Source organism: Pontibacter ummariensis (assembly GCF_900188175.1).
Lineage (GTDB): Bacteria > Bacteroidota > Bacteroidia > Cytophagales > Hymenobacteraceae > Pontibacter > Pontibacter ummariensis.
In genome coordinates this window covers 96,702-121,078 of the sequence record NZ_FZOQ01000003.1, presented here as the reverse complement: position 1 = coordinate 121,078, position 24,377 = coordinate 96,702, and the positions used below count along the sequence as shown (strand labels likewise).

Sequence of the window (24,377 nt, the reverse complement as noted above, 5' to 3'; positions counted from 1 at the left end):
GTATCTCGGTTAAGGTAAATTGATCATGCCCATACCCTCGTGCCTTCGGTACAGTTGCGGCACATCTCAATGTTCGCCCTCGAACCTAACAGCTTTTGCCGGAATTTGTTGTAAGCGGTGCCACGCCACACCTTCCTGAAGTCATAATCCTTCAGGTCGCCCATTCTGTACTCGGCATCTTTATCGAAACAGCAGGGCACCACCAGGCCATCCCAGGTAACAACGCAGGAATGCCACATTTTCCAACAATGGTTGAGTAGTTTGTTCTTGATAGTGTAGCTGCCATCTCCGTTGTTCTGGTACCTGGAGTAGTAATCAAGGGTCGGGATAAGCGGGGACCCCTGCTGGTAGTCGTAAATCTGAGCGGTTTTAAAAGCCACCTCGTCCACGCCCAGCTCTTTTGCCAACTCCTTTACGTCCTCCAGTTGGTGCTCGTTTGGCCGCACCACCAGAAACTGGAACATGATGTGCGGCGTTTTCGACTTCAAAGCTTTTTTCCACTTCACCACGTTCCTTGTGCCCTCCAGTACTTTATCCAGCTTACCACCTACCCGGTAGGCCGCATAGGTTTCCTGTGTGGTACCGTCTATGGACACGATCAAGCGGTCCAGCCCCGACTCCACGGTCTTACGGGCCATGTCATCGCTCAGGAAATGCGCATTGGTGGAGGTGGCCGTGTAAATTCCTCTATCGGAAGCGTACTTTACCAGCCCCAGAAAGTTCTTGTGCAGGTACGGTTCGCCCTGAAAGTAGAATATCAGGTACAGCAGGCGCCTGTGTAGCTGGTCGATAGTAGTTTTAAACAGGTCGTCCTGCAGCATGCCTGTTGGACGGGTAAAGGAACGGAGACCACTGGGGCACTCCGGGCAGCGCAGGTTACAGGAGGTAGTGGGCTCCAGGGCAAGGCTCAGGGGCATACCCCAGTGGCTGGCCTGCCCCGTAAGCTTCGAGAGCAGGTAACTGCTCACCACTTGCAACGCATTATAAGCGCGCAGGGGCGTTAGCTTAGAAAGAAAGTTGAGGCCATCAGTAAGGTGCAGCTTCATATAAAAAGGGAAAAAGCAGCAAAAGAGCTAAGTAGCCCCGGTATGCTAAATAAAAAGGGGCAGCCGCACAGGCTGCCCTCTAAGTTATACTTTCTGGTGCGAAAGGCCAAAACAAGACGTCTTAGTACCTGAAGAGGGCCTTCACGCTTCCGCGTCCGTTGCTCACCTCTGACATGCCGTCGTAGCTACTCACGTACACTTTACCGCCCTGCGAGATTGTCTTTACCGCTGCCAGGTTAATCAGGTCGTCGTCACCGCGCTGGTACTCTTCATGTACCTCGGCAGATGCACTTTTCGCGTCATAGCTTCCCCATACGGGCTGGCTAGGGGTAACGAACAGCGTATCAATGCGTCCGTGTACTGACTCTGCTGCCACCGTAGCGATATCATCGGAGGTAACGCCGGTACCTGCCACGTTCTGATAGCGGGTAAAGGAATCGGCATGGCTCTTCTGCATGAGTGGTTTTACTACCTCTATTGCCTTTTCATGTACATGCTTCTTGTTGATCAGGTCCACATTCTCATCAAACGGTACGTTCTCCGGCAAAATGTTCTTGTACTTGCTGTACTTTCGGTAAAGAGCGCAGTAATGGTCTACCCCAGCCAGCACCAGAGGCTCATCCGAGTCGTGCAGGATGTTATCCCATAGGCTGTTGTCCAGGTCGTTCATGAACTCCCGCACGCGGCCATGCTCAAAGTCACCTTTTGTCGAACCGGACTCATTGCCCATGATGTTCACGCCGTTCACGGTGGTGCGACTATGCTGGAAGTCCTGGTCATTGCCTTTTACATCAAACTTAAGGGACTCACTCATTGTTTCAGGGGCGAAAGAGCTAATATCTATCTGCCGAATATTATCAATCGTTGCTTCAAAGAACCCTATTTTCTCACGGTACAGGCAAAGGATAAAGAAGCGGCCATTCTGGCTCAGCACTGGCAGTAAAGGAGTTATATAGAACTGATTCAGCACATAAACGGCTGTGGGCATCGAGATGGGAAGGGTATAGTAGGTTGAAAAGCCTTTGGTGATGAACACCGCCAGGCCCTCGCCCTGGTGGCGCCAGAAGTTGTTATCATTCAGCAAGTTTTCTGCCGGCTTCAGGTACTCCTCTATTTCCGGATCCGATACGCCATGCTCTTTTAAAAGGTCTTTTGCCTTACGTATCTCGTTTTTAAAGGCAATGCCATCCATCCCGTTCAGCGTTTCCTTGCCTGCGCGGTGAGTGGGTAAATAGAAGGAAATGCACAAGGCGTTGGTGTTGCTCTGTACATTTATCAACTTCTCAATGTCACTTTTATTGATTAATGCCATATGCTTATCTATTAGTATTTATTGTTTGCAAATTCAGTTAAATGACCTCCTGCAAGGGGCAGGAGGTGTAAGATTTAAGTACGCATCTATTTATTTAACGGTTATTTGCGGGGCAAAGATGGGTTTATGCTTTAATCAGTAGGCATAAAAAAGCCGCCCGGCGCTTTTCGTATACCAGACGGCTTCTCTTACAGGAGTGACTACGGGCTTAGCAAAGCCCAGACAGTTTACCCAAACAGGCTGCTAAACACTTCCTCCAGTCTTCCGAAAGGATGAATGTTAATGGAGAACTTGCTGAAGTCTACGCCCTTCTTATTGTACTTAGAGATGTAAATATCCTTAAAGCCCAGCTTCTCGGCTTCGCTGATGCGGTTTTCTACCCGGTTCACGGCCCGTACCTCCCCCCCCAGGCCCACCTCGGCAGCAAAGCAAGCAGTGCTCGGTATCGGCATGTCTTCAAAAGAAGACAGGATAGAGGCACATACGGCCAGGTCCAGGGCAGGGTCTTCTACCTTCAGGCCTCCTGCTATATTCAGGAATACGTCCTGCGCCCCAAGGCGATAGCCTCCGCGCTTCTCCAGCACGGCCAGCAACATGTTCAGGCGCTTGGCATCAAAACCAGTGCTGGTGCGTTGGGGCGTACCGTAGGTGGCAGGGGAGACGAGGCTCTGCACCTCGATCAGCAGGGGCCGGTTACCCTCCAGGGTACCGCCAATGGAAATACCGCTAAAGGCATCCTCCCGTTGCGAGATCAGGATCTCCGAAGGGTTGCTGACCTCCCGCAGGCCGGAGCCCAGCATCTCGTAAATACCCAGCTCTGAGGTAGAGCCGAAACGGTTTTTGGTCGTGCGCAGGATGCGGTAAGTCATGTGGCGGTCGCCCTCGAAGGTCAGCACCGTGTCTACCATGTGCTCCAGTATCTTTGGTCCTGCCAGGTTGCCCTCTTTTGTAATATGGCCGATCAGGAAAACAGGCGTACCGCTCTCTTTCGCAAACTTGAGTAACTCTGCCGTGCACTCCCGAACCTGGCTCACACTGCCCGCCCCGGCCTCAATAAAAGAGGAGTGCAAGGTCTGGATCGAGTCGATGATCAGTACCTGCGGCCGTATCTGCTCCACCTGCTTAAAGATATTTTGTGTGCCCGTCTCTGTCAGAATAAAGCAGTCGGAGGTTTGGGCCGTGAGGCGCTCGGCGCGCATTTTTATCTGCTGCTCGCTTTCCTCTCCGCTCACGTACAACACCTTCAGGCTTCGCAGGCTCAGGGCAATCTGCAGCATCAGGGTCGACTTACCAATGCCCGGCTCCCCCCCGATCAGCACCATAGAGCCCGGCACAATGCCGCCGCCCAGCACCCGGTTCAGTTCCTGGTCCTGCGTGATAATGCGTTGCTGTTCCTGATAGCTGATATCGGCGATAGGTTTGGGTTTATTAGACACCTGTGCGGTGCTGCTGCCTACTTTCCAGGCCGTGGTAGGCGTTACCTCCTCGCGCTGTACTACCTCTTCTACATACGTATTCCACTCGCCGCAAGCCGGGCATTTGCCAATCCATTTAGCAGACTGGGCACCACAGTTCTGGCAGAAGTAGGATGTCTTTATTTTTGCCATTAATTCGTTTTATTCTCTTATTCTGGTTGTTTAAGCTGTGGCTGGCACAGCTCTATAAAACAAAAATAAGACACATATCGATCAACTTATGCTATTATTTTTAGGATAGAAGAAATTAAAAAGAAGCGGTTTTTACAGGAGGGCCTTCAGCTGCCATAGCCTTGAATGGCAGGGGCTGGAACAGGCTCCTGCTTGAAATAAACGCGGAAAGTAGTGCCCTCGCCCAGTTCGCTTTCCACCTCTATGCGGCCGCCATTGTTCTCGATGATGCGCTTCACGATGTAGAGCCCAATACCTGTGCCATCCACGTGGTTATGCAGGCGCTTAAACATGGTAAACAGCTTGTGCTGCTGCTCTTTCTTAATGCCCAGGCCGTTGTCCTGTACTTCCAGTACGATGTACTCGCCCTCCTGCCGCGTACGGATGTGTACCACCGGCTGGCGCTCCGGCGACTTATACTTAATGGCATTGGACACCAGGTTATAAATAATACTACGCAGGTTCTTTCGTGTGTACAGGATATTCTGCACCTGAAGGTCTGCTGTAATACTGGCACCGGACTCCGCCACAATGCTGTTGATGTCGGCTTTAATGTCCTGCAGCATGGCATCGAAGGAGAGGGGCTCTACCGAGACTTGCAGCTCTTTCTGTACCTTGGTGATCTCTGCTAGGTCGGCGATCGTGCTTTTCAGCTTGTTGACGGCCTGCTGCACCATGTCCAGTATCTGCATGTCCTCCTGCTCCAGCTTGCCCTGCAATATATCGCGTAGGAGCGAGGCAAGGCCTTCCATGTTGGCAATGGGGGACTTTAGGTCGTGAGAGGCGGTGTACACAAAACTGTCCAGGTCATTGTTTGTGCGTAACAGCTCGGCGTTTTTGTCGCTCAGCTCTTTGTTTATCGTGATCAGCTCTTTGCGCGCGTTTACCAGCTCTGTCACCTCTACGGCAAAAATCAGAACCGCCTCTACGTTCCCCTGCCCGTCGATCAGGGGCTGGTACACCAGGTTAAAATACGCCTGCACCTGTTGCCCTGCCTTCATGCCGTTGCGGTTAATGGTGGAGGGCATCTCGTTGCCCACAAAGGGTTTGCCCGTGCGGAACACCTGCTCCATGCGTTTAAAGAAGCCACGGCCTTCTTTCTCGGAGTGGGCCTCATAGATACTCTTGCCCACAAAAGACCGGTTGCCGTACAACTTGCGGTACTGCGGGTTAGCCAACACATACTGGTAATCCGGGGCTCGCACCAGGGCTACCACTGCCGGTACCTCCAGGAACAACTTCTGAATCAGCTCAGCATTTTGCTTCACCTTACGCTCGGCCTCTTTTATCTCGGTGATATCGATGATAGAGCCGATGTGCCCCAAAAACTCTCCATTCACGCCATAGCGAGGCATCGCCGTGTTCATCACCCAGCAGATCTGTCCATCGTGCCGGCGCATACGCATCTCCATCTTAAAGGAGCCTGCCTCTTCCGATGCTTTTTTAAATACATCGGCATATTGGGCGGCAGTGCTTTCCTCCAGTACTTGCCGCCATCCCAAGCTAATACTCTCTTCAAAAGATATCCCTGTAAAGTCGACCCACTGCTTGTTCACATAGATAAACTCCCCCCAAGAGTCACCCACCCAAATCATGACCGGGGCGTTATCCGCCATCGTTCTGAAGCGTGCTTCGCTTTCTATGATGGCCTCCTGTGCCCGCTTCTCATCTGTTATGTCCCGTACTTCGATAATAGTATATCCTACCTGCCCGTTCTCTATAATAGGCTGTACAGCACAGGAAACGTTAAAGAAAGAGCCATCTTTCCGCACGAAAACGTCCTCCTGGCCCTGCAACGGCTCTTTTGCCATCAGTGCCTTCCCGATCGGGCAGTCTGCCATAGGGAAAGGAGAGCCATCCGGGTGTTTGTAATGGATCAGGTCGTGCAGGGGCTTCTCCTGTATCTCTTCGAAGGTATAGCCCGTCATCTCCTCTGCGGCAGGGTTCATAAAGGTGCAGTAGCCTTTGGCATCGATGATAAAAAGCGCTCCTGTCGCGTTGTCTGTAATCGTCTGCTTCAGTCGGTTAACCCGACGGCTGTTCGACAGCGACCAGATAATAAAGAACATGAGCAGGCTCATGATACAGCCACCCAGCAGGATAAAGTAAGGGAGCTCCGTGTCGGCAGACCTGCCAAAATCCGGCTCGGCAGTTAAGTAGATGCGCCAGGTATGGTTCCCGATGCTGATCGTGCTGAGTTTGCTGAACCGCCTGTCACTAGGGGTATGATAGAAAAGGGTAGAGTCAGAGCTGTAGAGAACAGACGCCTCACTTAGGTCAGGATCATCATACACCTCTAGGTCTATATCATCAAAGTTATTGTCCAGGATAGAGGTCATCAGGTCTTTCGCCCGGAAAGGGCTGTACACGTAACCTTCTATCAGTGTCTGTCGCTCTAAAATGGACTCGGGGCTGGCGTTGTCTTTGTATACGGGCAGGTAGATCAGGAAACCTGCCTGCTCGTCATGTCCCATTTCCTGCACCAGCCGCACCTTGCCCGACAAGGCCGGCTGCTTTGTGTCGCGGGCAATGCGCATAGCGGACTGGCGCACAGGCTCACTGAACATGTCAAAGCCAAAGGCCCGCAGGTTGCTACCGGAGAAAGGCTCCAGAAAAACAATAGACGTGTAAACAGGGCGCTTCCCCTCCGGGTAAACCCTGTAATCCGAAAAGCCCTCCCTGCGGATCCGCTCTTCATGGGCCTCCAACTCCTGCGGATAAATCACGTGCGCATAGCCAAGCCCCAGAATGCCGGGGTAATTCTGCTCCAGGTTCAGAGACTTATAATAGGCCTGCCATGCCTGCCGCTCCACGGTATCGGTGGCTATAAAGAGCGCTTTGGCGCCGGACAGTACCTGGATATAGTCGCGCATGCGCTTCTCTATCGCCTCTGTTGCCTGTTCTGCACGCAGCACAAACAACCTTTCGCTGCGTTCCTCTGCCTTTTTCTTTGTTTCGGAGTAAATAAAAAGCGTGAGCAGGAAGATGAGCAGAAAGGAGAAGACCGCAACAAAGTAATCCCTGACAAAGAGAGCCAGCCTTGCGAATTTCATAGACTTTCGTTTTTCGCTGAATGTTTACAATACCAGCTATTCTGGCGCACCTGACACTCAACGTACAATTTTGGTACTAGTCAAATATAAGCAAAAAGTGCCCAAGCCCAAAGGAAACAGCCGATTCTGAGACAGTTGTACTGTTCCGAACCAGCCGCAGAAGGGCCTCTTTTTCATTGCATCTATAAGCCCGATTGTGTACTTTCCGTTACAAGACCAATAGCAGCAATTAGTTAAAAGCCTGAGAAGGAGGACAACACTATGAGAACAATGCAACAGTGGTTCGATGAGTATGGCCAAAGCCACCAGAACCATACGAACAAGCTTATTCATTGGATTTGCGTGCCTCTGATCTTTTTTAGTATCGTCGGCCTGCTGGCAAGCATCCCCAGTGGCGCTTTAAAAGAACCCTTCCCGCCACAGTTGCAGCCTTACGCGCATTTTGGCACGGTGGTCGTCCTGCTAGGTTTGCTGTTCTACCTGCGACTGTCGTTTCTGATGTTTCTGGGCATGGCTGTGGTTTGCACACTGGTACTGCTAGGGGTGCGGGCGGTGGATGCCACTGCGGAAGCGCCCCTGTGGCTTATTTGCCTCGTGATCTTCGTACTGGCCTGGATCGGGCAGTTCTATGGACATAAGGTGGAGGGCAAGAAACCTTCGTTCTTTAAGGACCTGCAGTTCCTGCTCATCGGGCCGGCCTGGTTACTAGGCTTTATCTATCGGAAATTGGGTATCCCGTATTAACTTTGCGCTTTCAAAGTTTACCCCCATGCTGGAAATCTTAAAGAGTTTACTTATTGCCTTTTTTGCGGTTGCCGTGTTACTGCCTGTTGTTCGCTTTGCTTTGCGAAAACTTTCACCGGGTCGGAACTTAGCAGCCATGACAGCCGACGAAATAAAGTACATACAGAAGCAAGAGCTAAAGCTAACGATCATTTACTTCATCTTTGCCTGTTTGCTATCCGTGTTCTGTGCCGGGATGCTGGCTTTAGTGTCCAGCATGATTCATGCCTCCAAAGAGTACATGTACGTGCTCACGCCTAATTTCAGAGCCCTTTTTGCGCCCGGCCTTTTGCTGGGGCTTACCCTTGCCGTACTACCGCTCCGCCTGCTACAGCGCATCCTGTTAACCGAGGACTACGACATGTACAAAAATTACATGCGCCAGGTAGAGGGGCACAAATCGAACAGGGCCTACAACCTACTGATTCTCCTGATGCTGACTATCTCCGGACTGGTAGCCTGGTACGCCTTACGCTGGCATGTAACGGTTAATGAGGATACGCTGGAAATAACGAACCTATTGCTGGAGCAACGCTCGTATGACCTTAGCGAGATCCAGAGCATTCACTTCCTTGGCAAGGAAGGGGAGTACCTGGTATCTTTCAACGACCAGACTAACATTAACACGGCCTACCTAAAGCCTGTGCACCTGGAGATGATCGCCTTGATGGCTGAGCATTCGGGCACCAGGGTAATATACTAGGTTTCCTTGTCCGGAGGCAGGCACCTGTACGCCTAGAACACTAGTAAAACTTTTTGTAGTTTTGCCATAGACACTTAATCCTTAAACCAATAGATAAAACTATATGCAAGTTCGTGTAGAGAAAGATACCATGGGCCCGATCGAGGTGCCTGCAGACAAATACTGGGGCGCGCAGACACAGCGTTCAAAAGAGAACTTTACCATCGGCGGACAGCGTATGCCGCAGGAGATCATCGAGGCCTTCGCTATCCTGAAGAAGTCAGCGGCGCAGGCGAACGCCGAACTAGGTGTGTTGGCACAGGACAAGGCAGACATCATCAGCCAGGTGTGCGACGAAATCCTGGCCGGCAAGCTGAACGATCAGTTCCCACTGGTAGTGTGGCAGACAGGCTCTGGTACGCAGTCTAACATGAACGTGAATGAGGTGGTGGCTAACCGTGCGCATGTACTGCTGGGCGGCGAGCTAACAGACGAGAAAAAGAAAGTTCACCCAAACGACGACGTAAACAAGTCGCAGTCTTCAAACGATACTTTCCCGACAGCGATGCACATCGCCGCTTACAAAAAAGTGGTAGAGCACACGCTGCCATTGATCAAAAAACTGCGCGACACGCTGCACGGCAAGTCGGAGGCCTTTATGGACGTAGTGAAGATCGGCCGTACACACCTGATGGACGCAACACCGCTAACCCTGGGCCAGGAGCTCTCCGGTTACGTGAAGCAACTGGACTATGGCATGCGTGCCCTGGAGAACACACTCGATCACCTGAAAGACCTGGCGCTGGGTGGCTCTGCGGTAGGAACAGGCCTGAACACACCGGAAGGCTATGCCGAGCTGGTGGCTGAGAAGATCTCTAAATTCGCTGGCCATGACTTCCGTACGGCTCCTAACAAGTTTGAGGCCCTTGCCGCACACGACGCTATTGTAGAAACCTCCGGTGCCCTGAAGCAGTTGGCGGTAAGCCTGATGAAGATTGCCAACGATATCCGTTTGCTGGCCTCTGGCCCACGCTCTGGTATCGCGGAGATTACAATCCCCGAGAACGAGCCAGGTTCTTCTATCATGCCAGGCAAGGTAAACCCTACTCAGGCAGAGGCCATGACCATGGTTTGCGCCCAGGTAGTTGGTAATGACGTGGCTATTTCGGTGGGTGGTATGAACGGCCACTTCGAGTTGAACGTGTTTAAGCCGGTGATGATCTACAACCTGCTGATGAGCGCCCAGCTGATCGGTGACGCCTGTGACTCTTTTGACAAGCACTGTGCTGTGGGTATCGAGCCAAACAGAGAGCGCATCAAACACAACTTGGAGAACTCCCTGATGCTGGTAACAGCCTTGAACCCACACATCGGATACGATAATGCTGCTAAAATCGCGAAGAAGGCCCACAAAGAAGGAACAACCCTTCGCCAGGCAGCCCTCGACCTTGGTCTGCTTACCAACGAGCAGTTCGACGAGTGGGTGCGCCCAGAGGACATGATCGGCAGTTTAAAGAAGTAAGACGCTAGATTTTTAACACAGGCTTTTGCCTGTATAATAGACAAAGGAAAAGCAGCTCCGGTTGGGGGCTGCTTTTTTATTTAGCGCATATTGATGTAGTATTTACTATATTTATTCTTAAAAAAGAGAATGATGAACTGATGGAAAGAAAGCCAAGGTTATTTATTGGATGCTCAGCAGAAAGCTTAATTATAGCAGATGCTATTAATGAGAATTTAGATCATTCATGTGAAGTCACGATTTGGAGAAACGGCACATTCAGATTAGCAAATAATACAATTGACTCCTTAACTGAAAAAGCGTTATCCGTTGATTTCTCAGTTTTTATTTTCTCTCCTGATGATTTAGCAACAATAAGAGACAATGAAGAGAAAGTAGTTAGAGATAATGTAATCTTCGAGCTAGGCTTATTTATTGGCACCATCGGAAAGCAAAGATGTTTTATAGTTAAACCTAGAGGTGTTGATCTACATTTTCCTACAGATTTACTTGGAGTAACAACTGCGGACTATGAGCCAAACCGATCAGATGGAGACATTACTTCTGCATTGAACTATGCTTGTACTTTAATCAAAAAAGAGGTAGACAGATTAGGCCTAATTAGAGGTGCGGGAACTTATACTTCTACTGTTTCAAACTTACAGGTACGAGATGAAGACTTAACAGATATTGATTTTCGTGTTTTAGCCGCATTGATGTCCACAGCAACTAGCTCACCAAGTGGTTTGGCTTTATGGGAGATAAAAAATGTTCTAAACAATAAAACACCAAAGGTCGATGTTTCATCTATAAAGCTTGAGAGGCTAGGTTATCTAGAAAAGGAAAATGATGTAGATCATAATGGATGGGACTATTATGCTTACAAAATCTCTCAAAATGGTTTGGAGATTATTCTCAGGAATGAGCAAAAACTATATAGCTTATACGAACCTACATCAGAAGATAATGACCTCCCATTTTAATTCTCCCGCTAGAGCTAACTTATAGCTCGTACTCTTTTTATATCATGGAAAGTTAGCACAGCTATAAGTTAGCGCCAACAAGAGGAAAAGCAGCTCCTGGGGCTGCTTTTTGTTTAACCTTCCATTGGGAAGCTTATGCTTATATTTGTGCCGCTAACCACGTTTGGTAGCCAGTAATTGGCTACTAAGAGTTTAAGGTCTTAGGTTGTATGGCTCAAAAAAAGAAATCACATCCGGAAGAAAAGTCCAATTTACACCCACGTAACAGGCACCGCACGCGCTATGATTTCTCACAGCTTATAAAGAGCTGTCCGGGTTTAGAGCCTTTCGTGAAGCTGAATGCCTACCAGGATGCATCGGTTGACTTCTTTGACCCCAAAGCAGTAAAGATGCTGAACAAAGCCTTGCTGGTGCACTTTTACGGAATTAAGGATTGGGATATCCCTCCAGGCTTTTTGTGCCCGCCCATACCTGGCAGGGCCGATTATATACATCACACAGCTGATCTATTGGCCCACACGAATCGCGGAAAGATCCCGACGGGTAACAAGATAACGTGCCTGGACGTTGGGGTAGGGGCAAGCTGCGTGTATCCTATCATCGGCATCCAGGAATATGGCTGGTCCTTTATCGCGGCTGATATCGACCCTGTTTCCATCGCCTCATCAAACAAGATAGTCGAGGCTAACCCTGCCTTAAAAGAGAAGGTAGAACTACGCCTACAAAAGAACCCACAGAATATCTTCTTGGGTATCATCCGTAAAGAGGAACGGATCGACCTGACAGTGTGTAACCCGCCCTTTCATGCTTCTTTGGCAGAAGCACAGGCCGGGACAATCCGTAAGCTAACGAACCTGAAACAGCAGAAGGTAAAAAAGCCAACCCTGAACTTCGGTGGCCAAAAGGGAGAGCTGTGGTGCGAAGGAGGAGAGAAAAAGTTCGTGACGGACATGGTTGACCAGAGCAAGCAATTCGCCACTTCCTGCTTTTGGTTTACCAGCCTGGTCTCAAAGCAGGCCAACCTCAGCAGTATTTATCATGCCCTAAAGCAGGTGAGCGCTTTTGAAGTGAAGACAATCCCGATGGGCCAGGGGAACAAAACAAGCCGCCTCGTTGCCTGGACGTTCCTAAGCCAGGAACAACAGAAAAGATGGGCAGAAACGAAGTGGCAATAAAGGGGATAGCAGACACTGCCTTACTGGTACTTGACTTCGTACTTACAGCATAAACAAGAAAAGCAGCCCTACCGAGAGCTGCTTTTCTTGTTTATCTGTTCCAGGTATGATCTACTGGATCGTGTCTGCCAGTTTTAGCGCCTTATAGGCGTTGACGATGCCGCCTGTGCGGGCAAGCTCTGAAATAGCCACTTTCTCACCAGTTCCAGGATTGATAACCGGCTCATCTATTTTCGTTACAGAAGCCTCGATAATATTCTTTATTTGGATAGCTGACAAATGAGGGTAATAAGCTTTGATCACGGCTGCCAGCCCGGTAACTACCGGCGAGGCCATACTTGTTCCACTAGACGAGCCATACGCATTGCCTCCCGGAATGGTAGAGTAGATATTAACTCCGGGTGCAAAAACGTCTACGATGCCTTTGCCATAGTTAGAGAACGGAGCAATTAGGCTACGCTGCATAGGGCCTGTGGCGCCAACTGTAATCACATTGGGCGCTTTGGTTTTGTCTTTCAGAGAAATAGGGTTCGGGAAATAAGGTACCTCATCTATGTTCGTGTTATCATTCCCTGCTGCCCGCACGATCAGCACGTCATGTGCCTCTGCATATTTGATCGCATCTTCGACCCACTCTCTTTCCGGAGAAAACGATTTGCCGAAGCTCATGTTGATGATCTTAGCACCATTATCTACCGCGTAGCGGATAGCCATGGCTATATCTTTGTCATGCTCATCGCCATCAGGCACCGCCCTGATCATCATGATCTTAACGGCATCGGCCACTCCGTCTATCCCTAAGTTGTTGTTTCGGGCAGCTCCAATAATACCAGCCACATGGGTTCCATGCTTCGGGTTACCGGCCATCAGGTTATTGTTGCCGTAGTAGCGGTCGTTGATGTTATTGTAGTCATCCTCCACTACCAGGCCACGGTAATCTACCGGCGGCGTTTCAGGTGCTTTTAAATTTGCTTTCAGGCTATCAGCATATTGCTGCAACAGCTCCGGAAGCTGTTTGTTGGTAGCACCCGGCGTAACCCGCTCGAAGACCATACCATACAGCTTTTTCCCTTGTGCTACTCTTGGGTCGTCTATTTTCAGAGAATCCAGGTCCTGTGCTGTGTAGGTGTCTTTTCTTAGAAGCATTTTAAAGAAACCATCCACACGCGGCAGCACCTCCAGCAGGCTATACATCATGTCCACCTCTTTGCCTGCCTCTGACACCTTCGTAGCGTGCTCCTTGCTTTTCAGCCAGACCTTGTAAAGTTCGCGGTCCTTCTTTTTTACCTGCTTTTCGGAAGTTACACCGGCAAACTTGTCTTTGTACTTAAAGTAAACCCGCTCGCTTTCGTAAGAATCCTTTGTTACATTTTTGCTCGGGTCATCTGCTCCCAGAAAATTCCATCCGTAGATGTCTCCGGCATAGCCATTCCTGTCCGGATCTAAGGATCCGCCTGCGGCTTCCAGCCGGTTCCGCCATAGAACAGGGGTCAGGTCTTCGTGCAAGGTATCAATGCCTGAGTCAATAACAGCGACTAAGACGGTGTCTGGCTGCTTGTTTTGCAACAGCTCCTGGTAAGCTTTCTCTATGCTGATTCCGTAAACGCCGTCCGTCTGCTGATCTAGTAAGTGCCAGTTTTGTGGCACCTGCTGTACATTCTGGCCAAGCGCAACGCCCGTGGAAAGGGCTAGTGCCAAGGCAGCAGTTAATTTCTTCATGCTATATGGGGTGTGATTAAATTCTAGCAAGTTAACTAAGCTATTACTGTGCCAGTTCCATTCTGGCTGCCTTGCTACAAACCGCCATTACCCCAATAAGGTTAGGAAGAAAAGCAATAACATCTAAAAAGGACGGCTCCGGGCTGTCTTGTCGCAGCCTGAACCGTCCTTTTTAGAAAGCTATCTGTTTCGAAAATAGCTTTGTCCGCTTTTAATTAAGAAATCCCTGGTCTTTTATACCCACTCTACTTCGGCAACTTCCCAGGTAGTTTGTTCGGTTGCTTTTACCTGCATGGTTCCGTTCGACGTTACCGTTACATTTTTCAGCTTGTAAAGCCCAGGTTTAAAATCTTTCGGTATCGTCAGTCCTTCTACTTTGGCCAGGGCAGGGATACTACCACCGTCTCCCGGACTTAGGGTTTCTAACACTTCAATAGACTTCATGGGGCAGAAGTACATCACCATTTTACCGTAGCTTCTTTCCAAGCGCACCGGAGATAAGTCTGCCTTTACTGTTTCGCCATGCGACATTTCTTTTTCACGCATTCTCTTGTGCAAAACCTCTGGCTGAGAAGAAGAAGTAATAATTACTCGCTTTGGCTTTCCGGCTCCTGAGGGCTGTTCCTTGGCACCGAATAAGCTTCTAAAGAAGGATAAATACTGCATTTTCATAGGGTTTAATGTTTAAGCTGTAAATCCAATTAAAGAGAGGTTCTGTTTCTTCGTCAGATGCCTATTCAACTTACCAACGCCGCACAGAAGACTTATTTTGCTTGGAACGACTTCTCTTCAATCATGTTCTTCCTAAACCCACCTAAGTTTCTTATAGTCAGATTTTTTAGTGTGAACGCAGCCAAGTGAAAAGGGAATAAATTTCCACTATATTCTAACTTTTCTATGAAAGGGTAGGGAGAACCGACCTACCTCTAAGGCAACAGCAAGCACAGCAGGTAAAGCCCTGTGCAGCGAAAAGGACACTGCTTACCAGATAGCCACTCATCTACTGTAGAAGTGTAACCAAGGAGTACCGATTAAAGAGGTTGCGTTGTAAAACAATCAGGTAGAACCGGTAGTATGCTTTAACAGGCCTTTAAGCAGTAAACAATGCAGAGACTAACAGGAAAAGTAGCCCTGATAACAGGATCGGACTCAGGTATTGGGCAAGCCACGGCCATAGCGTTCGCGCAAGAAGGGGCAGACGTGGTGATCTGTTATCACACAGACAAGAAAGGAGCTGAAGATACCCTTAAAGGGGGGCAGCAGCAGAACAGGAAAGGCATAACAGTGCAGGTAGACATTAGCCAGGAGCAGGAAGTAGCGCAACTGTTTGAGCAGGCAACTAAAGAGTTTGGTGCTTTAGACATACTCGTGAACAACGCCGCCGTGAACGGCTCGGGCATTTATGTAGCCGATATGAGCACGGAGACTTTCGACAGGACAATTCGCACCAACCTGTACGGCACCTTCTTTTGCTCCCGCGCTTTTATCCGGCACCGTCAACAAAAAGGTGGGCAGGGCAAAATCATCAACGTATCTTCTGTACACGAAGAGATTGTGTCGGCTGGCACAGCAGATTATTGTGCCTCGAAGGCAGGTGTTCGCAACCTGGCCCGTACTCTGGCCCTGGAACTGGCCGAAGAAGGCATCACGGTGAACAACATTGCCCCCGGCATGATCCTGACCCCTATGAACCAGGAGGCCCTGGAAGATAAAGCGAAACGTGAGAAGAGTGAGCAGCACATTCCGATGAAACGGGCCGGTAAACCGGAAGAGATTGCCAAAGTAGCGGTTTTCCTGGCCTCCCCGGATGCCGACTATGTTACCGGCTCTACTTATTTTATGGACGGTGGCCTTTCCCAATTTGTAGGGCAGGGGGCTTAGCAGAAGCAAGGTTCCCGGACTGATTCTGAAACTGTGCCAGGAGCAATTAACAGAAAAGTAAAAAAGAGGTTAGTCCCAAAGCTCCCGTTGCTTAGGCCGCTGTCGCTCCTGTAAGCGCACCAAGCCCATGTAAAGTAAACTACAAGACATACTGACATCCAAACCCTTTCGGCGCGTTGTTTGTTTATACAAGTACACCTACAAAAGAGCAAAACGAAAACCTATGAAAGTAGCAAAAGACCCATCAGAATATAATAAACTAACCCCGGAAGAAGCCCGCATTATTGTGCATAAGGGCACAGAGTACCCGGGTACAGGCGAGTACGAACACAATAAGGCGGAGGGTGTGTACCTGTGCCGCCGCTGCAATAATCCGCTTTATACCTCTGAGTACAAGTTTGAGTCGCACTGTGGCTGGCCTAGCTTTGATGATGAGATAACAGGCGCTGTAAAGCGGGTTCCGGACCCGGATGGCCGTCGTACCGAGATCGTGTGTGCCAACTGCGGAGGGCACCTGGGCCACGTGTTTGAGGGAGAGTACCTGACACCAAAAAATATTCGCCACTGTGTAAACTCCCTCTCCATGAAGTTTGTGCCGATAGAAGAACTGGAGAAACAGTAATATAGAACAAGCAGCTGCGAACAGGCAGCTGTTTTAATTTTGACATGGTCCGCAATCAGAAAATAGATCCCTCCAAGCAAGAGCAGCAAGAAGGCTTTTATGTTTGCTCCCGCTGCGGTACTACTTTATTCGAGGCCAGTAAGAAATTTGAGGTAGGCTCCGGCTTCCCAAGTTTCTGGTCACAGGTAGGGGAGAACGTGCAGCATAACCCGCTGGATACCTATGGCCGAGACCGTATTCAGTTGCTCTGCAACCATTGCAAGCAGCACTTAGGGCATCTCTTTGATGACGCCCGAACACCTACACATGTGCGCTATTGTATTAACGCGGATGCGATAAAAGCCGAAGCCGGCACCTGAAGTTTAACCCTTTTTCTTGGTATAGTATAGCCTGCTAAGGAATCCGGGAGCCAGAAAGCCGAGCCTTTGGTTAGCTTCATAATCATGTCCTGCCAAAAAGTCCTTTCTATTGAAGGTAGCTTCTGTGCTTTGCCACTTGTCGGGCGTGTACCCTGGGCTGCTGATGTGTACTGTGATCTTATCAGTAACCGGATCATCCGTAACGTTTAGGTTCACAGCATAGGAAGAAGGTTTTTTACCTGTTTTCATGCTGTAGTTGGGATAGTAGTTAAAGACCATGGCTTTTTTCGGGTCTTTGCCGGCACTTCGTTGCTGCATCAACACAATTGAGTTGTTTACGATCCGGATGATGCTTTCCTTCTGGCGCTTCTTAAAGCCTTTCGGGAAGCTGATCCTATCTACAGAAAAGCTGATAATGCCTGGCTCCGCCATGTTAACAGGGGCATATAACTCCTGCACAGGTACCAACCGGTTAAAAGGACCGGTCACGATACTGTCTGTGTAGTATTGCTGCTTGTGCTGCAGGAAGAGCTTCTCTGGAGAGAAAAGCTTTAGCTCATTGTACATGTCCGCTTGCACGCCCCCTTTGATCTTGCCGGTCCCACTGTTTGGCCGCAGGTATAGTTGGTAGTATACGCCTGGCTCTTCGCTTATCTCCAAAGGCTCTAAAGAGGCTACTAAGGTGTGGTTATACTTGCGGTAGCGTTTTTTGGCAGTGGTATCAATCCGGAAGATCTGCTTTTCCTCCTCAAGCCCTTTTATTTTCTGCAAAAACCAGCCGTTTACGCGCTGGAACTGCTCCTCATATTTTTCTCCTGCCGTGTTAGAGAATTCTAGCTGATCTATCGTTACAGGCCTTTTATAGATATCCGGAGTACAGGAAAGTAGACCAAGCAGCAACAGAAGAGAAGGGTAGAACGGTGTTTTCATAGGCTTGTTTTAAAGATACCGTAAGCAGCTCACCTTTAAGCTTATATCAATTAACTAATTTTATAGTTATAAAGCAAACTATTCTTATAATTGATTGTTGAAGTGGATGATAGACTAGGAGACAAGGTAGTATAGCTTTACCGCCCGCAGCTTATTTCTTTTGGGGCGCGGGCCTTTTCAAGCAAGAGTTTCTGACCGGCAGGGGAGAGACCAAAACAAGCGACTTCCTCTTCCAGTTTTTCCCTGCTGCCGTAGCCATAGAGGTAAGCATTCACACGGGCAGCAGCTGTGGAATTCACAAGTTCCACCATCTCAGGATACATCGCCCGAAACTCCTCCCATAATGTTGGTTGCCGCTGCAGTTTGTACTTCTGATGGCGATCCTCTGCCAGGTAAAAAGCCTTGTAAAGCGATCGTTCGGTATAGACCTTCTGCCCAAGCTGTGCCTCCAGCATCTCTTTCGCCTCCTGGCTCAGTCTTTCCTGTTCCTGATTATGGTAGAAAATGGCTGAAGCATACTGCCGCTTCCAGGGCTCCCGGGTTGGCTTGTGGTTGGAGAAGAAAAGCTGCAGCAGGTCCTGGTAAGTTATTTTGTCAGGGTCATAGTCCAGCTGTACTGTTTCAACATGATCTGCCAGACGCCAGTAAGTAGGGCTTAATGTAGAGCCGCCTGCATAGCCTACACGCGTACGTACCACACCCTCCACACTGCCGAAGAGGGCGTCGGGACTCCAGAAGCATCCCATAGAGAAGGTGGCTGTCTCTAGTTGAGCAGGTACTGTAAGATCAACAGGAGGTTTGTTTGCATAAGACTCAGGCATGGGCTACAGGTGTTCTTTACTGGCTTCTTTTACGAACTGATAAGCCCCTAGGTCATAAAGAACCGGCAGAAGGCTGTACTCTTTCCCTTAACTCATTTATCTTAGCCAAGTATAAGCCTTTTGTACTATACGCACCTGCTTTGCGCACTTACTTCAAGAAACGCTACAACAGCTTTAAATTTGCCTTCCGGGGCTTGAATTCAGCCATACGGTCAGAGCCGCACATGCGCCTGCACGCCCTGTCAACTGTTGGCGTGGTAGTGGCGGGTTTTTTATGTGGCGTCACAAAAATAGAGTGGTGCCTGCTGCTGGGGAGCATCGGGCTGGTCTTTACAGCTGAGATCATGAACACGGCACTCGAAACACTTACGAACCTGGTGTCTCCGGAGTGGCACCAGCTGGCAGGTAAAACAAAGGATCTGGCTGCGGGGGCTGTATTGGCAGCTTCCGTTACGGCTGCCGTCATTGGCGCCATCATTTTTTTACCTTACCTGCTTGCTTTCGTAAAGCTGTACTTTTAGGAGCTTCTTTTAGAGGGGAGGGTTTAGTACCTTAGCACAAAATTTTAAACCGCCATGATAGCCTTAAAAACAAAGTACTTTTGGGCAGCAGGCGCTTTGCTCCTACTCTTGGCAGGTTGCCAACCGGATACACCTCCTCAGGCATCAGAAAGCATGGACACGAAAAGCAGTCCCTGGCTTAGCAGCCTGGTTCAGGAGTTAGAACAGGAGCGGTCAGCAAACCCACCTGCCAAAATTTACCGCTACACGTACAAAGGGCAGGAAGTGTATTACCTCACGGGCCGCTGCTGCGATGTACCGGGTAAACTCTTCGACGCAGCGGGCAAGGTCCTGTGCGAGCCGGACGGAGGCTTTACAGGTAGGGGAGACGGCCGCTGCCCTGATTTTGTGGAGCAGCGCCAAAACGAAACTTTAGTTTGGGAAGATAAACGAGAACAAAAATAAAATGACAGGAAACGACGTACTTAAAAACCTATCGGAATACAACATCTGGGCTAACAAAACGATGTTAGACGTGTTCAGCAGCTTGCCAGAGGTACCTGCTAATTCCCTTCGCCTGTTCAGCCATGCCCTGAATGCGCAGGCCATCTGGATTGCCCGTATTACCGGCACTGAGAGCCCTGTAAAAGTATGGCAGGAGCACAACCTGGAAGAGCTGAAAAAGCTGCACGCCTTCGCTTCTTACCGCATTGCAGAGCTGGTGCAGCAAGCGGATGAAACAGAGTTTAACCGCCTGATCGATTACACTAACAGCCAGGGCAACAAGTACAGCACCCGCGTACTAGACATCCTGACCCATGCCTTTAACCACGCTACCTACCACCGTGCACAGGTAGCCACTGACCTGCGCAAAAACGGCCACACCCCACCCAACACCGATTATGTGACCTACGTGCGTGAGCTAATGGGGCAAGTGTACTAGGAGGATAGAGAACTGCTAGACGAAGAATGAAGGACAAAAGAAGAAAGATAAAAAGGAAGCTCATACTTAGGCCAACGCAGTTGTCTTGACTGTCTCATCTGAGATTACATAGATTAACAAAAGAAAAGGAGCCCTTCCACGTGAGGAGCTCCTTTTCTTTTGTTAGTCATCCTTTGTCTAGAAGTCTTTTATCCAAAAGGCTTACTGGTTCGTACCTGTCTTCGCGGTGTCTGGCTTGGTCGCCGGAGCCGGTTTAACAATTTGCTTCAGAAAGCCTCCCACTCTGTCAGCAGCTTCTTTCTTTACCTGCTGCGCGGCCTCCTGGCGTTTCTTCTCCAAAGCTTCCAGTGCCTTTTGCTCAGCCTCCTGCTTTCTCCGGTTCAGCTCAGCTTGCAGGCTATCCTGCAGCTGCTGCTTACGCTGGTCTACCTGCTGGCGGGCGTCATCCAGCTTATTCTCAACCGCATCACGCACAAAGTCTGTGGCCTTCTCTTTCACGGATCCTCCTACCAGCCCTACTTTCGGATCGGTATAGGTACCTCCAACGCTTAGCTTCAGGGTTACCCGCTCCATTTCCGTCATGTCTTCTCTGCCCAAGATACCGGCAAGACGCGACGTAACGGCTTTACCAACTTTACCGGCCGGCACGTTCAGCGCCGTCACATAATCCAGTCCGCCATCCGCACTCGTGCTACCACCCACTGTCATGTCGATGTTGCCTACGTTCATTTCAAAAGGCTTCACCACTAGCTTGCCATCTACGATCTCCGCATCGATGATCCTGTTCTCTACCACAAAACTGCGTAACTCTTCGAAGTTGGTCAGGCTGCTTATCTTATTTACCAGCGGTACGTCACGCACAGCTGCGCGCAGTACTTTTATCACACCGGTGCCATCCAGGGTCTGGAACACCGGCACCATGTCCTGTCCAAGCTCCCCCGCAAAAGCGAAGTTAGTGGAGAACTTACCCTCCAGCACACCGGCGATTGGCGCGAAGGCCTTTACCGTGTTAAAGGAGTTGAACGCCTCCTTAAAGCCCAGGTTCTGCACATCCAGCTTCATATCGAAGAGCGGACGCTGCAGGTCTTGCGTGTTATAAGTACCACTGGCAGCAAACGTACCACCCAAGGTATTAAAGCCTACCTTATTCAACCTGGCAATTTTATCCTTCACCAAAACTTGGCCGGTCACATTATTTAGCTTCAGGTCCGTGTACACTACCTCTTTGGCATCTATGTTCAAGGTGACGTCCAGGTTTTCCGGCACTTCCACCACACCTTCGGTAGAGGCATCGGCAGGGGCTCCTTCATCGTCCACCATCCACTCGTTCACGTCAAACCGGTTAGAGCTGATGTTAAACTCGCCGCGCAAAGGCTGGTCGTCTGCCAAGGCATAGCCCAGATAATTTGAGACAGTACCCGTAGCCCGGATATCGCTTTTGCCCAGGTAACCACTCAGGCTCTGCACCTGAACACGGTCACTGTTAAAGGTTGCGGCGGCCTTGTCTATGCGCAGGCCATTCGGCAAATCCTCGCTCACGTACTTCAGGTCGTTTACCGCCACAGTACCGTTTGCCTGTATGTTCTGGTATTTCTCAGCCTCTATGTCGCTCAACTTACCTTTTGCGGCTACGTTCGCTTTGATCACGCCCGCCAAAGTAGTGTTCTCTAAGGGGAAGATCTTCGTCAGTTTGGTCAGGTCTAAGACACCATCCACTTTAAAATCGAAAGCGGGCTTGTCTACTCCCACAATCAAGGCACGTCCTTCCAGGGGTTCCCCGTCGAGCTGCATGTTAAAGCGCTTTATGTCGACACGGGTATCGTCGGTGTTGCCGGTCGTGTTCACCACCGTGGCCAGCATGTTCAGGTTTTGGATAGGGGCCGGGAACTCCTCCGATTTTACGTAACCGTCCGTAAGATTAAGATCGGCCTCAATAACAGGCATGGAGGTCTCGCTGTAAACGCCTTTTGCTTCGGCATCTACGCGCAAGAGACCGCGCAGTGTCATACCCTCTACCGAAAACACCTGCGTCATCTCGGCCAGGTTAATCTTCGCCTGCACGTTACCCGCCACTTTCATCGTCTCCAGGCCCTCGATCACCACCTGGGCATCTACCGGGTTCTTACCTAGCTCCATGTGGAATTCCCTGATGGCAACATTCGTGTTCGCCGGTGTTCCGTCAGCACTTGCCACACTCATGTCCACGTTAATATTGCGGGCCGCCTCCGGCAGTTCAGGGTACTTAAACATCCCGTCCACTATTTTCAGGTCTACCCCATACCCCGGCATCAGGGTATCAATCATACGGCCTTTCAGATACCCCTCAAAGCTTAGCTTACCTTCTGTGGTAATGCTTGCAAACTCTTCGCTGTACATGCCGGGTACAACCGACAGCACGTTTCGGAAATCAGTTTCTAAGGCACTAAAGGTTAGGTCGAAATCTATCGCTTCGTCCGGCATCAGGATAGTACCGTCGAACCTAAACGGAAACTCATTGATGCGTATGTTATTGTCTTTGAAGGTATAGAGCCCTTCGTCCAGGTTCATCTCCATGGTTACCGCTGCAGCTAGTCTCGCATTCTCCAGGTAATTCACCCCATCGTAGGTAACCGCAAAACGCTCTGCCGTTGTCTCCGACACCATATCGAACACATTTTGCTCAAAGTCACCGCTTCCGCTATGGTCCACGTTATAGCCCACGAAGCCAAACGGAATACTCCTGTCCTCATAAAAAATGGTGCCGTCGTTCACCTCCCAATGCTTAATGGCCATATTAAAATCGGCACCAGTCGTATCTGCCTCTGTAACGGCAGTGGTGTCCTCTATCAGAATGTCCCAGTTGGCTTTACCGCTCTCCAGCACCAAAAGCCGTATAACCGGCTCGTTCAGGACGATCGAGTTTATTTTCAGCTCATCGCCTGCAATAACACTGGCCAGGTTCAAGCCCATACGGAAGGAGGGGATAACGGCCAGCGTATCGGTCTGGAAGGAATCTTTTCCGATCACGGCCAAATTGTCTACCCCCAAGGAGAGGTTCGGAAAGTCACGTAGAAGCGACAGACTTACATCGCCGGTTTCATACAACACCTCCGCGTTAATATTCTTGGCAATCTCTTTATCGAGGGCCAGCTTGATTTTATCTTTGAAAAGAACCGGCACAATGGCTGCTATGGCAACAAGCAGGGCCAAAAAGATAAAAAAGCCAATTGCTACTTTTTTCATATGTATCGGGTACTGATAGGTTCAACAGGTTAGCTCGACATAGAAGCGAATCTATATGTTTTATAGCTAAAACCATGCTAAATATTTTTTTAGAGACTCTAGTGCTATATTGCATACTAGTATGTAGCGGTTAAGAGTTTTGTACAGGCATGAGTTTACATAAATTACTTTGGGGATGTCTCTGTTTTGTGTGGTCGGTTGGAGCTTTGGCGCAGGATGTACAGTATTCTCAGCAATATGCTAACCGCTTGTACCTGAACCCCGCTTTTGCTGGTTTGGGGCACGACTGGAGCGTTTCTTTAGCCCACCGCAACCAATGGCCCGCCCTCAACGGTTCTTTCATCTCAAACCAACTGGCGGCCGACTACAGCCTGGCAGACTCTAAAGGGGCTGTTAGCCTGCTGGTGCAGCAAGACAGGGCCGGCATAGGAGGGTTGCAGAAATGGCAGATATCGGGGGGCTACGCTTACCACACAGACCTTTCTGAAAAGCTGACGCTTTCGGCAGGCCTACAGGCCGGGGTTGGTTCCCTGCGCATTAATTTTGATAACCTGGTGTTTGGCGACCAGCTCTCAAACAATGGCATGGTATCCCTTACCTCTGCCGAGGCAAACCGCTTTGAGCCTAGCTATTACCTAGACTTTACAGTAGGCGGACTTCTTTTGTCTGATCAGTTCTGGGTAGGTCTTACAGCCGCTCACCTTAACAAGCCTACTTATGGCTTTGAAGAAGAGTTTGAGTTACCCCTCAGCTTTACAGCGATTGCTGGCTATAAGTTCTATGCCAGGTCTTATGAAGAACGAGGAAGACTCTTCGAATTAAGCTTCTCTCCAACGGCTACCTATGTTCATCAGCTAAATGCCAGCAGGTTAGATGTAGGACTGTATACTATTTACACACCCTTAACGTTAGGTCTTATATACAACGGAGTTCCTGTAACAGGTGGAACTAACCAAGATCAAACCTTGTCCGTAATAGCAGGATTGCAGCTTGAGCAGTTTAAGCTCGGTTTTAGTCATGATATTGGCATAAAGGGTTTTAGTGAGGAAGCAGGCGGGGCAAATGAAATTTCACTAATTTTTGAACGAGTTGACATTAACAAATTGTTTAGAAGCCGCTTAAGATCCAAATTAAGCCGTGACATTGTTTGTCCAGGATTTTGATTTTATTTATAATTGCATATTAAACTACGTTACAAG

The 24,377-nt window shown here is 49.5% G+C and carries 21 protein-coding genes; 12 read left to right on the top strand and 9 right to left on the bottom strand.

Going from position 1 to position 24,377, the window contains the following annotated elements; all coding sequences use genetic code 11:
• Positions 1–23 precede the first annotated feature (23 nt).
• The 4 genes from CHB92_RS04540 to CHB92_RS04525 form a co-directional block, all read right to left on the bottom strand.
• On the bottom strand, positions 24–1,046 hold the full coding sequence (locus tag CHB92_RS04540) for an SPASM domain-containing protein (protein WP_089317998.1): 1,023 nt from the start codon (positions 1,044–1,046) through the stop codon (positions 24–26).
• Between the two features lie 121 nt (positions 1,047–1,167).
• The gene (locus CHB92_RS04535) at positions 1,168–2,358 is read right to left on the bottom strand and encodes a baeRF3 domain-containing protein (RefSeq protein WP_089317997.1); all 1,191 of its coding nucleotides are present in this window, start codon (positions 2,356–2,358) and stop codon (positions 1,168–1,170) included.
• A 227-nt stretch (positions 2,359–2,585) separates the two neighbouring features.
• Positions 2,586–3,965, bottom strand: a complete 1,380-nt coding sequence (gene radA, locus CHB92_RS04530) for a DNA repair protein RadA (protein ID WP_089317996.1) — start codon at positions 3,963–3,965, stop codon at positions 2,586–2,588.
• A gap of 146 nt (positions 3,966–4,111) precedes the next feature.
• Complete coding sequence (locus CHB92_RS04525) at positions 4,112–7,057, bottom strand: CHASE domain-containing protein (protein WP_089317995.1); 2,946 nt, start codon at positions 7,055–7,057, stop codon at positions 4,112–4,114.
• Between the two features lie 261 nt (positions 7,058–7,318).
• Here CHB92_RS04525 and CHB92_RS04520 point away from each other — a divergent pair, with 261 nt between their 5' ends.
• The 5 genes from CHB92_RS04520 (at position 7,319) to rlmF (ending at position 12,181) form a co-directional block, all read left to right on the top strand.
• A complete protein-coding gene (locus tag CHB92_RS04520) occupies positions 7,319–7,801 on the top strand; it encodes an Mpo1 family 2-hydroxy fatty acid dioxygenase (RefSeq protein ID WP_089317994.1) in 483 nt (160 codons plus the stop codon).
• A gap of 25 nt (positions 7,802–7,826) precedes the next feature.
• The gene (locus CHB92_RS04515; RefSeq protein WP_089317993.1) at positions 7,827–8,543 is read left to right on the top strand and encodes a hypothetical protein; all 717 of its coding nucleotides are present in this window, start codon (positions 7,827–7,829) and stop codon (positions 8,541–8,543) included.
• 103 nt (positions 8,544–8,646) lie between these two features.
• Positions 8,647–10,044, top strand: coding sequence for a class II fumarate hydratase (gene fumC, locus CHB92_RS04510; RefSeq protein WP_089317992.1), 1,398 nt, complete (start codon positions 8,647–8,649; stop codon positions 10,042–10,044).
• 140 nt (positions 10,045–10,184) lie between these two features.
• The gene (locus tag CHB92_RS04505; protein ID WP_089317991.1) at positions 10,185–11,006 is read left to right on the top strand and encodes a TIR domain-containing protein; all 822 of its coding nucleotides are present in this window, start codon (positions 10,185–10,187) and stop codon (positions 11,004–11,006) included.
• 209 nt (positions 11,007–11,215) lie between these two features.
• A complete protein-coding gene (rlmF, locus tag CHB92_RS04500; protein WP_089317990.1) occupies positions 11,216–12,181 on the top strand; it encodes a 23S rRNA (adenine(1618)-N(6))-methyltransferase RlmF in 966 nt (321 codons plus the stop codon).
• A 111-nt stretch (positions 12,182–12,292) separates the two neighbouring features.
• Here the strand turns inward: rlmF and CHB92_RS04495 are convergent, their stop codons facing one another.
• Both CHB92_RS04495 and CHB92_RS04490 read right to left on the bottom strand, forming a co-directional pair.
• Complete coding sequence (locus CHB92_RS04495; RefSeq protein WP_089317989.1) at positions 12,293–13,900, bottom strand: S8 family serine peptidase; 1,608 nt, start codon at positions 13,898–13,900, stop codon at positions 12,293–12,295.
• A gap of 234 nt (positions 13,901–14,134) precedes the next feature.
• Positions 14,135–14,446, bottom strand: a complete 312-nt coding sequence (locus CHB92_RS04490; RefSeq protein WP_245842281.1) for a hypothetical protein — start codon at positions 14,444–14,446, stop codon at positions 14,135–14,137.
• 558 nt (positions 14,447–15,004) lie between these two features.
• On the opposite strand from CHB92_RS04490, the gene CHB92_RS04485 reads away from it, so the two are divergent.
• The 3 genes from CHB92_RS04485 (at position 15,005) to CHB92_RS04475 (ending at position 16,762) form a co-directional block, all read left to right on the top strand.
• Positions 15,005–15,781, top strand: coding sequence for an SDR family NAD(P)-dependent oxidoreductase (locus CHB92_RS04485; protein ID WP_089317987.1), 777 nt, complete (start codon positions 15,005–15,007; stop codon positions 15,779–15,781).
• Positions 15,782–16,004: 223 nt separating this feature from the next.
• Positions 16,005–16,403: a methionine-R-sulfoxide reductase gene (locus tag CHB92_RS04480; RefSeq protein WP_089317986.1), complete on the top strand. Its 399-nt coding sequence runs from the start codon at positions 16,005–16,007 to the stop codon at positions 16,401–16,403.
• Positions 16,404–16,447: 44 nt separating this feature from the next.
• Positions 16,448–16,762: a peptide-methionine (R)-S-oxide reductase gene (locus tag CHB92_RS04475; protein ID WP_089317985.1), complete on the top strand. Its 315-nt coding sequence runs from the start codon at positions 16,448–16,450 to the stop codon at positions 16,760–16,762.
• A gap of 3 nt (positions 16,763–16,765) precedes the next feature.
• Here CHB92_RS04475 and CHB92_RS04470 read toward each other — a convergent pair whose 3' ends face one another.
• Both CHB92_RS04470 and msrA read right to left on the bottom strand, forming a co-directional pair.
• Complete coding sequence (locus CHB92_RS04470) at positions 16,766–17,692, bottom strand: hypothetical protein (RefSeq protein WP_089317984.1); 927 nt, start codon at positions 17,690–17,692, stop codon at positions 16,766–16,768.
• 137 nt (positions 17,693–17,829) lie between these two features.
• Entirely contained in the window at positions 17,830–18,513 is a 684-nt protein-coding gene (gene msrA, locus CHB92_RS04465) for a peptide-methionine (S)-S-oxide reductase MsrA (protein WP_089317983.1), read from the bottom strand.
• 140 nt (positions 18,514–18,653) lie between these two features.
• Between msrA and CHB92_RS04460 the strand changes: the two genes are divergently transcribed.
• The 3 genes from CHB92_RS04460 to CHB92_RS04450 are packed head-to-tail and all read left to right on the top strand — an operon-like array spanning position 18,654 to position 19,956.
• A complete protein-coding gene (locus CHB92_RS04460) occupies positions 18,654–19,034 on the top strand; it encodes a diacylglycerol kinase family protein (protein ID WP_089317982.1) in 381 nt (126 codons plus the stop codon).
• 54 nt (positions 19,035–19,088) lie between these two features.
• The gene (locus CHB92_RS04455) at positions 19,089–19,478 is read left to right on the top strand and encodes a DUF6970 domain-containing protein (RefSeq protein ID WP_245842280.1); all 390 of its coding nucleotides are present in this window, start codon (positions 19,089–19,091) and stop codon (positions 19,476–19,478) included.
• Position 19,479: 1 nt separating this feature from the next.
• Positions 19,480–19,956 carry a DinB family protein gene (locus tag CHB92_RS04450; RefSeq protein WP_089317981.1) on the top strand — a complete coding sequence of 159 codons (477 nt, stop codon included), beginning with the start codon at positions 19,480–19,482 and terminating at the stop codon, positions 19,954–19,956.
• 201 nt (positions 19,957–20,157) lie between these two features.
• Here the strand turns inward: CHB92_RS04450 and CHB92_RS04445 are convergent, their stop codons facing one another.
• Positions 20,158–23,178 carry an AsmA family protein gene (locus CHB92_RS04445; protein WP_089317980.1) on the bottom strand — a complete coding sequence of 1,007 codons (3,021 nt, stop codon included), beginning with the start codon at positions 23,176–23,178 and terminating at the stop codon, positions 20,158–20,160.
• A gap of 149 nt (positions 23,179–23,327) precedes the next feature.
• Between CHB92_RS04445 and CHB92_RS04440 the strand changes: the two genes are divergently transcribed.
• The gene (locus tag CHB92_RS04440) at positions 23,328–24,341 is read left to right on the top strand and encodes a PorP/SprF family type IX secretion system membrane protein (protein ID WP_089317979.1); all 1,014 of its coding nucleotides are present in this window, start codon (positions 23,328–23,330) and stop codon (positions 24,339–24,341) included.
• The last annotated feature ends 36 nt before the right edge of the window (positions 24,342–24,377 follow it).

Excerpts from the sequence above, each read along its gene's own strand:
- CHB92_RS04490 (WP_245842281.1), bottom strand. The coding sequence starts at position 14,446 with ATGCGTGAAAAAGAAATGTCGCATGGCGAAACAGTAAAGGCAGACTTA.
- CHB92_RS04505 (WP_089317991.1), top strand. The coding sequence starts at position 10,185 with ATGGAAAGAAAGCCAAGGTTATTTATTGGATGCTCAGCAGAAAGCTTA.
- CHB92_RS04485 (WP_089317987.1), top strand. The coding sequence starts at position 15,005 with ATGCAGAGACTAACAGGAAAAGTAGCCCTGATAACAGGATCGGACTCA.
- CHB92_RS04480 (WP_089317986.1), top strand. The coding sequence starts at position 16,005 with ATGAAAGTAGCAAAAGACCCATCAGAATATAATAAACTAACCCCGGAA.
- msrA (WP_089317983.1), bottom strand. The coding sequence starts at position 18,513 with ATGCCTGAGTCTTATGCAAACAAACCTCCTGTTGATCTTACAGTACCT.
- radA (WP_089317996.1), bottom strand. The coding sequence starts at position 3,965 with ATGGCAAAAATAAAGACATCCTACTTCTGCCAGAACTGTGGTGCCCAG.
- CHB92_RS04515 (WP_089317993.1), top strand. The coding sequence starts at position 7,827 with ATGCTGGAAATCTTAAAGAGTTTACTTATTGCCTTTTTTGCGGTTGCC.
- CHB92_RS04495 (WP_089317989.1), bottom strand. The coding sequence starts at position 13,900 with ATGAAGAAATTAACTGCTGCCTTGGCACTAGCCCTTTCCACGGGCGTT.
- CHB92_RS04440 (WP_089317979.1), top strand. The coding sequence starts at position 23,328 with ATGAGTTTACATAAATTACTTTGGGGATGTCTCTGTTTTGTGTGGTCG.
- CHB92_RS04535 (WP_089317997.1), bottom strand. The coding sequence starts at position 2,358 with ATGGCATTAATCAATAAAAGTGACATTGAGAAGTTGATAAATGTACAG.
- CHB92_RS04445 (WP_089317980.1), bottom strand. The coding sequence starts at position 23,178 with ATGAAAAAAGTAGCAATTGGCTTTTTTATCTTTTTGGCCCTGCTTGTT.
- CHB92_RS04470 (WP_089317984.1), bottom strand. The coding sequence starts at position 17,692 with ATGAAAACACCGTTCTACCCTTCTCTTCTGTTGCTGCTTGGTCTACTT.
- CHB92_RS04450 (WP_089317981.1), top strand. The coding sequence starts at position 19,480 with ATGACAGGAAACGACGTACTTAAAAACCTATCGGAATACAACATCTGG.
- CHB92_RS04525 (WP_089317995.1), bottom strand. The coding sequence starts at position 7,057 with ATGAAATTCGCAAGGCTGGCTCTCTTTGTCAGGGATTACTTTGTTGCG.
- CHB92_RS04520 (WP_089317994.1), top strand. The coding sequence starts at position 7,319 with ATGAGAACAATGCAACAGTGGTTCGATGAGTATGGCCAAAGCCACCAG.
- CHB92_RS04540 (WP_089317998.1), bottom strand. The coding sequence starts at position 1,046 with ATGAAGCTGCACCTTACTGATGGCCTCAACTTTCTTTCTAAGCTAACG.
- fumC (WP_089317992.1), top strand. The coding sequence starts at position 8,647 with ATGCAAGTTCGTGTAGAGAAAGATACCATGGGCCCGATCGAGGTGCCT.
- CHB92_RS04455 (WP_245842280.1), top strand. The coding sequence starts at position 19,089 with ATGATAGCCTTAAAAACAAAGTACTTTTGGGCAGCAGGCGCTTTGCTC.
- CHB92_RS04475 (WP_089317985.1), top strand. The coding sequence starts at position 16,448 with ATGGTCCGCAATCAGAAAATAGATCCCTCCAAGCAAGAGCAGCAAGAA.
- rlmF (WP_089317990.1), top strand. The coding sequence starts at position 11,216 with ATGGCTCAAAAAAAGAAATCACATCCGGAAGAAAAGTCCAATTTACAC.